Here is a 9,554-nt window from a genome sequence, read left to right as displayed (position 1 = left end):
ATCCGGCGCTGCATAAATCCCATGCGCTACTCTTTCATATGAATTTTCCTTCACAAATTTTGACAGGTAAGTTTTAGAAATCCTATGGCTGAGCACCTCTGCTGTAAATAAATATCCATTATTTTCATCTGACAATTCTATTAAAATATCTTTTTTCATAATACCACCTTGTTTACTTTTGTGTTGTAATTATATACTATTCCAACATGAAAGTAAACCATTTACATGATTTATGGAAGTATACAGAACATCAACATTTTTTCCACTTCAAAAGCCGGGCCGAGTTGATGATCACCAGCACCGATCCCGCGTTATGCACCAGCGCCCCGATCACTGGTCCTAAAAGTCCTGTGATAGCAAGCGCGATGGCAAGAAAATTAAGGGTCATGGAAAATGTCAGATTCACTTTGATGGTGGTCATCATTCTCCTGGAAAGGGACAATAGATGCGGCAGTTCCCGGATCTCATCATCCACAAGAGCGATATCCGCGGCATCCACCGCGATGTCGCTGCCTGTGCCTCCCATCGCGATCCCCACGTCGGCCTTTTTCAGTGCGGGAGCGTCATTGATCCCATCTCCGATCATGCAGACCGCATTTCCCTTTTCCTGGTACGCGCCGATGTACTTCAGCTTATCTTCCGGCAGACAGTCAGCGTGCACTTCCCGAATTCCGAGCGGAGCGGCGATGGCGTCAGCGGCATTTTGATGATCGCCGGTCAGAAGGACCGGCTGGACGCCGATATGATCCAGTTCTGTGATCATGTCCTTACTTTCTTCTCTTACCGTATCGGAAAGGACAAGATACCCTGCCGGCCTGTCGTCAACCGCGACGTAGATCACGGTGCTTCCCTCATTGAGATATCTGCCCGCCCCGGCGGCAAGTGTTCTGGAAAGGAGCGTCTCTTTTAGAAGCTTTAAATTGCCCGCTTTTACAACTTTTCCGCAGACCGTCGCGGTTACGCCCTCTCCGGGACGCATCTGAAAGTCTTCGCAGGCGGCCGGTTTCTTCCTATAACAGCGGACCACCGCTTTCCCGAGCGGATGCTCGCTCATCTGCTCGGCCGCAGCGGCAAAGAAATAGATCTCCTCTTCGGTATAATCCGATACGGACTTCACCGCAGTCACTTCCGGTGTTCCGTAGGTAAGCGTGCCTGTTTTGTCAAAAGTGATCTTTGTCACAGACGAAAGCCGTTCCAGCGCATCCCCTTCCCGCACGAGAAATCCATGCTTCGTGGCGTTTCCAATAGCCGCCATGATCGCTGTCGGCGTAGCAAGTACCAGCGCGCAGGGACAGAACACGACAAGAATGGTAACAGCCCGGATGATTTCCCCGGTAACAATCCAGGTAATTCCTGCGGCGGAAAGCGCGATCACAACGATCCAGGTGGCCCATCTGTCTGCAAGTCCCACGATCCTGGCCTTCCCTGCGTCGGCAGACTGCACCAGCCGGATCATCCGCTGGATCGAACTGTCCTCTCCCACCTTTAACGCTCTCATTTCAAATGCACCGAACTGATTCACAGTCCCCGAGGCAACCTCGTCCCCGGGCGCTTTATCCACAGGAAGCGATTCTCCTGTCATGACCGCCTGATTTACAGACGTCTGACCAGAAATGATGACTCCGTCAACAGCAACGGTCTCACCGGGCAGAACGCGGATCCTGTCTCCCACCTTTACCTCCTCGGCAGGAAGGATCTCTTCAGTTCCGCCCCGGATCACCCGGGCGGTCCGGGGCGTAAGATGTACAAGCCTTTCAATCCCGGCTCTGGCCTTTGCAACTGTCAGATCTTCCAGCAGTGCTCCCAGCTGCATGATAAAAGCAACTTCCCCTGCCGCAAAATCTTCCCCAATACAGACAGAAGCGATCAGGGCCAGCGAAACCAGCACATCCGCCTTGATATCAAATGCAGTGACCAGTCCGGTCACAGCCTCCATGATAATAGGGATACCGCAGAAAATGATCGCGATCCACGCAGCGTCAAAAGGCAGCGGCACCAGATCAAACAGACTGATAATAAGAGAAATACCTCCAAGAACAAGAAATATAATATCTTTTTTCATACAGACCCTCTTTCTATACCCATAGGGGTATGCCTATGTTTGTCCTTATTATACCCATATGGGTATCCGGAGTCAAGACGTCAATTGGGGACGGGGGATTTTTGAAAATCCCCCGTCCCCAATTGATGGTACGTCAACGAAAAAAGCAGCCATTCCGGCTGCTTTCGCAAAACTGTTTTTACTGCATGTTGGCAAAGCGTTCCACTGCTTTGGTAAATTTTTCGATTGTCTCATCTGCATTGCCGTGCTCGATCCCGTCCCGCACGCAGTGCTTGATATGTCCTTCCAGGACAACCTGACCGGCTTTATTAAGCGCGGATTTTGCAGCGTTGATCTGGGAGAGAACATCCTCGCAGGGAACATCTTCATCAATCATCCGGTCAATCGCCTGCACCTGTCCGATGATCTTCGCAAGTCTGCGGTGCAGATTGGGGGCGTCCATACATTGCTTCATATTATATCCTCCATACCATTAGGGGTATATGTATTATAGCAATCAGGAGAAGAAAAGTCAAAATAAAAAGGCACTTCCTGAAAGTTCTCTTTCAAAAAGTGCCCAAATCATCCATATTTTTAGTACAGCTTCGCCCCTGCCGGGATACTGTCATCCACCATCAGCAGATTCAGTCCCTCGTGTCCGTCGTACTCGTACACGGCGCTGATCAGCATACCGCAGGAATCGATGCCCATCATCTTCCTGGGCGGCAGATTAGTAATAGCGATGCAGGTCTTTCCCACCAGCTCTTCCGGCTCATAGTAGTCATGGATCCCGCTTAAGATCACGCGGTCTTCACCGGATCCGTCGTCCAGGATAAACTTCAGAAGCTTCTTGGACTTCGGAACTGCCTCACACTCTTTTACCTTCACCACGCGGAAGTCAGACTTGCTGAACGTGTCAAAATCTACAAATTCCTCGAACAATGGCTCGATCTTCACTTTGGACAGGTCGATCTTCACTGCCGGCGTTTCTGTCGTCTCCGCTGCCCGGGCTGTAGCCTGAGCCGCGTTGTTCGCCTCATTCTTTGCCGCGCCCTGAGATTTCATGGTCGGGAACAGCAGCACATCGCGGATCGCTGCGCTGTCAGTAAGCAGCATGCACATCCGGTCGATGCCGAATCCGATTCCGCCTGTCGGCGGCATACCAATCTCCAGCGCGTTCAGGAAGTCCTCATCAGTAGTATTGGCCTCAGCATTTCCCTGTGCCAGCTGCTCTTCCTGATCACGGAAACGCTCCCTCTGATCGATCGGGTCGTTCAGCTCGGAGTAAGCATTTGCCATCTCCCAGCCATTCATAAAGAACTCGAACCGCTCTACATAATCCGGATTCTCCGGTTTCTTCTTGGTCAGCGGAGAGATCTCGATGGGGTGATCCATGATAAAAGTGGGCTGTACCAGATGTTCTTCTACAAATTCCTCGAAGAACAGGTTCAGGATATCGCCCTTTTTGTGGCGTTCCTCAAACTCTACATGATGCTCTTTTGCAAGGGCTCTTGCCTGCTCCAGAGTCTCCACTTCGTTCCAGTCCACACCGGCATATTTTTTCACTGCGTCGACCATGGTCATACGGGCAAAGGGCTTGCCAAGATCCATTTCAATTCCGTTGTATACGATGGTAGTGGTGCCCAGAACTTCTTTTGCCACATGGCGGTACAGGTTCTCGGTCAGGTCCATCATTCCGTTGTAATCGGTATAAGCCTGATAAAGTTCCATCAGGGTAAATTCCGGATTGTGTCTGGTGTCCAGTCCTTCGTTCCGGAATACACGGCCGATCTCGTAGACTTTCTCCAGTCCGCCTACGATCAGTCTCTTTAAGTACAGCTCCAGAGAAATACGGAGCTTAAAGTCTTCATTTAATGCGTTAAAATGTGTCTCAAACGGTCTTGCGGCTGCGCCTCCTGCGTTGCTTACCAGCATGGGCGTCTCCACTTCCAGGAATCCCTGGCCGTCCAGGTAGCGGCGGATGGAGCTTAAGATCCTGGAGCGTTTGATAAAGGTATCTCTTGCTTCCGGATTCATGATCAGATCCACATATCTTTGCCGGTAGCGCATGTCTGTATTGGTCAGACCGTGATATTTCTCCGGCAGGATCTGAAGACTCTTGGATAAAAGCTTTACAGCAGATGCATGGATAGAGATCTCGCCGGTCTTGGTCTTGAACACTTCGCCTTCAATGCCTACGATATCGCCGATATCCAGTTTTTTGAACTCTTTGTAGTTTTCTTCTCCTACGCTGTCTCTGGCAACGTAAGACTGGATATTTCCGCTCTGATCCAGAATGTTACAAAAAGATGCTTTACCCATGACACGTTTTTGCATCACACGTCCGGCCAGCGATACCTGCTGCCCTTCCATCTCGTCGAAATGCTCCTTTACGTCCATCGCGTGACAGGTTGCATCATATTTTGTGATCTCAAAGGGATTCTTACCGCCCGCCTGCAGTTCCGCCAGTTTCTCACGGCGTACTTTGCGAAGCTGGTTCAAATCCGGTTCTTGTACATGTTTCTGCTGTTCTCCCATGAATCCTCTTCCTTCCTAAACTTACAGTGAACGGCTGATGTCCAGCACCTTGTACTGGATGTCTCCAGCCTGTGTTTCTACGTCTACAATATCTCCCACGGATTTTCCGATCAGCGCCTGTCCTACCGGAGACTCGTTGGAGATCTTTCCTTCCAGACTGTTGGCCTCAGTAGAACCTACGATCTTGAATTCCATTTCCTCATCAAAGGTCACGTCAAATACTTTGACCGTGCATCCTACGTTGATCTTGTCAAAATCCACTTCGTCTTCTACGACAACTTCTGCATTTTTCAGGATGCCTTCCAGCTCTTCGATCCTTGCTTCGATATCGCGCTGCTCATCCTTTGCGGCGTCGTACTCGGCATTTTCGGAAAGGTCGCCCTGCTCTCTGGCTTCTTTGATCTTTCCGGCTACCTCTTTACGCTTCACCACCTTCAGATGTTCCAGCTCGTCCTCCAGAGCCTTCAGTCCTGCATAAGTCAATAATCTCTTCTTTGCTTCCATTGTTTTTTACCCCTTCTTTTTCATACTTTTTCTTAATCGGTTTAAGAAAAAATTATATATACTGAATATGTCTGTACATATGCAAAAATGCTAAAAATATAGATACTTTCACAATTTCATTATTATACAGAAACGGCACTTTTATGTCAACCTGTTTTTCCCTGAAACAGACTGATTTTACAGGTCCTGTGCTCATCTTATTTTTTCATTCAAAAGCGCTTCCAGTTCCTCGTAAGAATCCACCTGGTTGATGGCGTCCCGGAGCTTTGCGGAACCGGGGAGTCCTCTGGTATACCAGGCCACATGCTTACGCATTTCCCGGATGCCCAGATACCCGCCTTTGTACTCCATCTGGAGCCTTGCGTGGCGGAGCATCATTTCCTTTAATTCTGCCGGCGTTGGCCCTGGCGGCGCCTGCCCGGTCCTGTCATATGCGACCAGGTCCCGGAAGATCCAGGGATTCCCCTGGGCGCCTCTTCCGATCATCACGCCGTCGCAGCCGGTTTCGTCCATCATCTGCCTGGCTTTTTCCGGAGCAGTTACGTCTCCGTTGCCGATTACCGGGATGGACACCGCTTCCTTCACCTGCCGGATGATGTCCCAGTCCGCCTTTCCCGAATAATACTGCTCGCGGGTGCGCCCGTGGACCGCCACCGCGGCCGCCCCGGCTGCTTCTGCCACCCGGGCGATCTCCACCGCATTGACATGGGCATCGTCGAAGCCTTTCCGGATCTTCACCGTCACCGGCTTGCGGATGGCCTTCGCCGTCCGGCTGACGATCGCAAAGACCCTTTCCGGATCCAGCATCAGCGCCGAACCCTCCCCGTTTTTCACCACCTTGGGCACTGGACATCCCATGTTGATATCCAGGATCTGAAAAGGCAGTTCCTCAATAGCCTTTGCCTGCTCGCTGATAATCTGCGGGTCAGAGCCGAACAGCTGGAGAGACACCGGATATTCCTCCGGCTCGATCTCAAGCAGCGCCTTCGTATTCCTATTCTTATATTGCAGCGCCTTCGCACTGATCATCTCCATACATAAAAGCCCCGCTCCCTGCTCTTTGCAGAGCAGCCGGAACGGGAGGTCAGTCACCCCCGCCATAGGGGCGAGGATGTATGGATTCGCAAGTTTTACGTTTCCTATATTCATTTGGGTACACCCTTATTGCCAATTGGGGACGTAGTACTTTGCAAAAGGACTACGTCCCCTGTTATTTTTTTCACTTTCTATTTTTCTCAAAAATAATCCGCAGCCCTTTCAGTGTCAACTGCGGGTCATAGACGTCTACGACGTCAGTCTCGGCTACGATCATCTTGCCAAGGCCGCCGGTCGCCACTACTTTTGCGTCCAGATAACCGGACTCTTCTTTGAGCCGGCGGATGATGTATTCTGTCTGTCCTACCTGTCCGTACAAGAGACCGCCCTGCATGCTGGATATGGTTTCTTTTGCCAGAATGGAGGCGGGCTTGCGGATCTCGATGGCCGGCAGCATATCTGCTTCTCCCCACAGTGCCTGTGCGGAAGTGCGAAGTCCCGGCGCGATCAGCCCGGCTTCGAAGGTCCCGTCCGGACCGATGATGTCATAGGTGGTTGCAGTTCCAAAGTCTACCACGATCACAGGACCTCCGTGCAGGGTGTAGGCTCCTACCGCGTCTACGATCCGGTCCGGCCCAACCTGCCTGGGGTTCTCTGTGACGATGCGGATCCCGGTCTTGATCCCTGCCGAGACCACAATGGGCTTTACATGAAAGTATTTGATAATGGCGCTTCCCAGTGAATGCATGATATCCGGCACTACGGAAGCGATGATCACATGCCGGATCTCGCTGCTTGGGATGCCGTGACGTTCCACCAGTTCCTGCAGTGTGATGCCGTACTCGTCAGAGGTACGGGGCTGCTTGGATTTCATGCGGAAACTTCCGAGGATCTCCTCCCCGCGGAAAACGCCCAGTGTGATATTTGTATTGCCTACGTCGATTACCAACAACATATGTCTGCTAACTCCTCTTCACCCTACTCCAGTTCTTCGCCCAGAAAGAACACCTGATAATACAGCTGCAGCGACTGCAGAAGATCCTGCTTTTCCTGCTGGATCTGTTTGATCTTCAACCTGCTGCCGATCTCATCGAACATGGGGTCCCCTTCCTCAGAAGTCACTTCAAAGCACAGCTCTCCGTTTTCTTCAAAAACCAGTGTCAGGATCCCGCCCACATCGTGAACATACAATACGCACAGGATCTTCAGTTCATTTTTGATACTCTCCGGAAGCTGCTCAAAATCCGGATTCAGGTAATATTTTTCTGTATAAGAATTGGCGCCGCAAAGCACCACTTTCTCTTCGTACATGCCTTTCTTCTGCTCCTTAAGCCTTATGCCTTTGCGCTTTTTTCCAGAGTTGCCGCCATCACCGCTTTGATGGTGTGCATCCGGTTCTCTGCTTCATCAAATACTTTCGACCGGTCAGATTCGAAGACTTCATCCGTCACTTCCATGTCCCGGATGCCGTATTTGTCATAAATCTCTTTGCCGATCACCGTTCCCAGATCATGGAATGCCGGCAGACAGTGCAGGAAAATCGCCTGCTCGCCTGCATTTTCCATCACCTCTTTTGTCACCTTATAAGGAGACAGTTCCCGGATCCGTTCTTCCCAGACCTCGTCCGGCTCGCCCATGGACACCCACACGTCTGTGTAGATCACGTCCGCACCTTTGGTCCCTGCCGCCACGTCCTCTGTCAGCGTAATGGTGCCGCCGCTTTGCGCCGCATACCCCTGACAGGTCTCCACCAGTTCCTTTGCCGGAAAATATTTTTCCGTGGTGCAGGCCACAAAATCCATGCCCATCTTGGAGCATGCAATCATCAGGGAATTTCCCATATTATAACGGGCGTCGCCCATGTAAACCAGTTTGATGCCCTTCAGTTTTCCGAAATGTTCCCGGATCGTCAGAAGGTCCGCCAGCATCTGGGTGGGGTGGTATTCATTGGTCAGACCGTTCCACACCGGTACGCCCGCGTATTTTGCCAGTTCCTCTACGATCTCCTGGCCAAAGCCCCGGTACTCGATGCCGTCATACATCCTGCCAAGAACTCTTGCCGTATCCCGGATGCTTTCTTTCTTCCCGATCTGCGATCCCTTAGGATCCAGATACGTGGTCCCCATGCCCATATCGTGGGCAGCGACCTCAAAGGAACACCGGGTGCGGGTACTGGTCTTTTCAAAGATCAGCGCCACATTTTTGCCCCGGTAGTCATCTACCGGGACACCCTTTTTCTTTTTATCCTTCAATTCTGCGGCCAGATCCAGAAGATATGTGATCTCTTCCGGTGTAAAATCTTTTAACGTCAGAAAACTTCTTCCGATCAAATTCATACGCTCTCACTCCCTGTCATGCTGCTACGCTGCTGCGTAAACTTATTTTGTCTCTTCGCCGGAGGCTCCCACTTCCGCAAGGGATTTTACCAGACCGGCAATGCCCTGGATCTCGGAAGGAATGATGATCTTCGTCGCTTTTCCGTCCGCAGCCTTTTCAAATGCTTCCAGGCTCTTCATGGTAAGAACCGCCTCATCTGCGCCGGCTTCCTTCAGGAAACGGATACCGTCCGCTGTAGCCTGCTGTACTTTCAGGATGGCCTCTGCCTGACCTTCCGCCTCGCGGATGGTGGCTTCTTTTTCCGCCTCTGCCCGCAAGATCGCTGCCTGCTTATCTGCCTCCGCATTCAGGATCGCGGATTCTTTATGTCCTTCTGCCACAAGTACGGTAGATTTCTTCTCACCCTCTGCCCGAAGGATCGCTTCACGGCGTTCACGCTCTGCTTTCATCTGCTTCTCCATAGCATCCTGGATCGCTGCCGGCGGGATGATGTTTTTCAGTTCCACACGGGTAACACGGATGCCCCAGGGGTCTGTCGCCACGTCAAGAGAAGCACGCATCTTGGTATTGATCGTCTCTCTGGAAGTCAGGGTCTGGTCCAGTTCCAGGTCGCCGATGATATTCCGGAGCGTCGTAGCCGTCAGATTCTCGATCGCCATGATCGGATTCGCCACGCCGTAGCAGAACATCTTTGGGTCTGTGATCTGATAGAACACAACGGTATCAATACGCATGGTAACATTATCCTTGGTGATCACCGGCTGCGGGGCAAAATCAACCACCTGCTCCTTTAAGTCCACTCTTCTTGCCACCCGGTCGATGATCGGGATCTTAAAATGAAGACCGGTCCCCCAGGTCGCCTGGTAGGCGCCCAGCCGTTCCACTACCATCGCCTGCGCCTGTTTTACCACTTTCACACAGGAGATCAAGATACCTACTACAAGAATCAAAAGAATAAGTCCTAAAATTGTCCCTAACATGTCTGCTCCTCTCTGGGTTTTACAATCAGATGTACGCCCTGAATCTCTTCAATGGTTACTACTGTGTCCTTTGCGATCCTGCCGTCCGGCTCCTTTGTCCTTGCCGACCAGTCCTGGCC

Annotated in this window: 11 protein-coding genes; all 11 read right to left on the bottom strand. The window is 51.4% G+C overall.

Translation table 11 applies throughout. The annotated features are described in order from the left end of the window. A partial coding sequence (locus H6A13_RS13580) for a type IV toxin-antitoxin system AbiEi family antitoxin domain-containing protein (RefSeq protein WP_204909774.1) occupies positions 1 to 159 on the bottom strand: 159 nt, incomplete at its 3' end. A 91-nt stretch (positions 160 to 250) separates the two neighbouring features. Then, positions 251 to 2,062: a heavy metal translocating P-type ATPase gene (locus H6A13_RS11865; RefSeq protein WP_204909772.1), complete on the bottom strand. Its 1,812-nt coding sequence runs from the start codon at positions 2,060 to 2,062 to the stop codon at positions 251 to 253. Between the two features lie 178 nt (positions 2,063 to 2,240). Next, complete coding sequence (locus H6A13_RS11860) at positions 2,241 to 2,516, bottom strand: metal-sensing transcriptional repressor (protein WP_070087664.1); 276 nt, start codon at positions 2,514 to 2,516, stop codon at positions 2,241 to 2,243. A gap of 119 nt (positions 2,517 to 2,635) precedes the next feature. Continuing rightward, positions 2,636 to 4,579 (bottom strand): lysine--tRNA ligase, encoded by a 1,944-nt coding sequence (gene lysS, locus H6A13_RS11855; RefSeq protein WP_204909771.1) that lies wholly within the window; start codon positions 4,577 to 4,579, stop codon positions 2,636 to 2,638. A 21-nt stretch (positions 4,580 to 4,600) separates the two neighbouring features. Next, positions 4,601 to 5,083 (bottom strand): transcription elongation factor GreA, encoded by a 483-nt coding sequence (gene greA / locus H6A13_RS11850; protein WP_204909770.1) that lies wholly within the window; start codon positions 5,081 to 5,083, stop codon positions 4,601 to 4,603. Between the two features lie 192 nt (positions 5,084 to 5,275). After that, entirely contained in the window at positions 5,276 to 6,232 is a 957-nt protein-coding gene (gene dusB, locus H6A13_RS11845) for a tRNA dihydrouridine synthase DusB (protein WP_204909769.1), read from the bottom strand. Positions 6,233 to 6,302: 70 nt separating this feature from the next. Next, on the bottom strand, positions 6,303 to 7,073 hold the full coding sequence (locus H6A13_RS11840) for a type III pantothenate kinase (RefSeq protein WP_204909768.1): 771 nt from the start codon (positions 7,071 to 7,073) through the stop codon (positions 6,303 to 6,305). A 23-nt stretch (positions 7,074 to 7,096) separates the two neighbouring features. Further along, a complete protein-coding gene (locus H6A13_RS11835; protein ID WP_204909767.1) occupies positions 7,097 to 7,429 on the bottom strand; it encodes a DUF6145 family protein in 333 nt (110 codons plus the stop codon). A 23-nt stretch (positions 7,430 to 7,452) separates the two neighbouring features. Further along, positions 7,453 to 8,454 carry an ornithine carbamoyltransferase gene (gene argF / locus H6A13_RS11830; protein ID WP_204909766.1) on the bottom strand — a complete coding sequence of 334 codons (1,002 nt, stop codon included), beginning with the start codon at positions 8,452 to 8,454 and terminating at the stop codon, positions 7,453 to 7,455. 42 nt (positions 8,455 to 8,496) lie between these two features. Further along, positions 8,497 to 9,435, bottom strand: a complete 939-nt coding sequence (locus H6A13_RS11825) for an SPFH domain-containing protein (protein ID WP_204909765.1) — start codon at positions 9,433 to 9,435, stop codon at positions 8,497 to 8,499. Then, positions 9,429 to 9,554: NfeD family protein (locus H6A13_RS13575; RefSeq protein ID WP_204909773.1), on the bottom strand; the 126-nt coding region annotated here is incomplete at its 5' end. The genes H6A13_RS11825 and H6A13_RS13575, both read right to left, overlap by 7 nt.

This window comes from Mordavella massiliensis (genome assembly GCF_016902415.1).
GTDB lineage: Bacteria > Bacillota > Clostridia > Lachnospirales > Lachnospiraceae > Merdimonas > Merdimonas faecigallinarum.
The sequence above is the reverse complement of the archived record's forward strand: the minus strand, read 5'-3'. Positions and strand labels throughout refer to the sequence as shown.

What these genes read in the sequence shown, in the direction of transcription:
- H6A13_RS11860 (WP_070087664.1), bottom strand. Translation starts at nt 2,516, where the DNA reads ATGAAGCAATGTATGGACGCCCCCAATCTGCACCGCAGACTTGCGAAG.
- H6A13_RS11825 (WP_204909765.1), bottom strand. Translation starts at nt 9,435, where the DNA reads ATGTTAGGGACAATTTTAGGACTTATTCTTTTGATTCTTGTAGTAGGT.
- argF (WP_204909766.1), bottom strand. Translation starts at nt 8,454, where the DNA reads ATGAATTTGATCGGAAGAAGTTTTCTGACGTTAAAAGATTTTACACCG.
- lysS (WP_204909771.1), bottom strand. Translation starts at nt 4,579, where the DNA reads ATGGGAGAACAGCAGAAACATGTACAAGAACCGGATTTGAACCAGCTT.
- H6A13_RS11835 (WP_204909767.1), bottom strand. Translation starts at nt 7,429, where the DNA reads ATGTACGAAGAGAAAGTGGTGCTTTGCGGCGCCAATTCTTATACAGAA.
- H6A13_RS11840 (WP_204909768.1), bottom strand. Translation starts at nt 7,073, where the DNA reads ATGTTGTTGGTAATCGACGTAGGCAATACAAATATCACACTGGGCGTT.
- dusB (WP_204909769.1), bottom strand. Translation starts at nt 6,232, where the DNA reads ATGAATATAGGAAACGTAAAACTTGCGAATCCATACATCCTCGCCCCT.
- greA (WP_204909770.1), bottom strand. Translation starts at nt 5,083, where the DNA reads ATGGAAGCAAAGAAGAGATTATTGACTTATGCAGGACTGAAGGCTCTG.
- H6A13_RS11865 (WP_204909772.1), bottom strand. Translation starts at nt 2,062, where the DNA reads ATGAAAAAAGATATTATATTTCTTGTTCTTGGAGGTATTTCTCTTATT.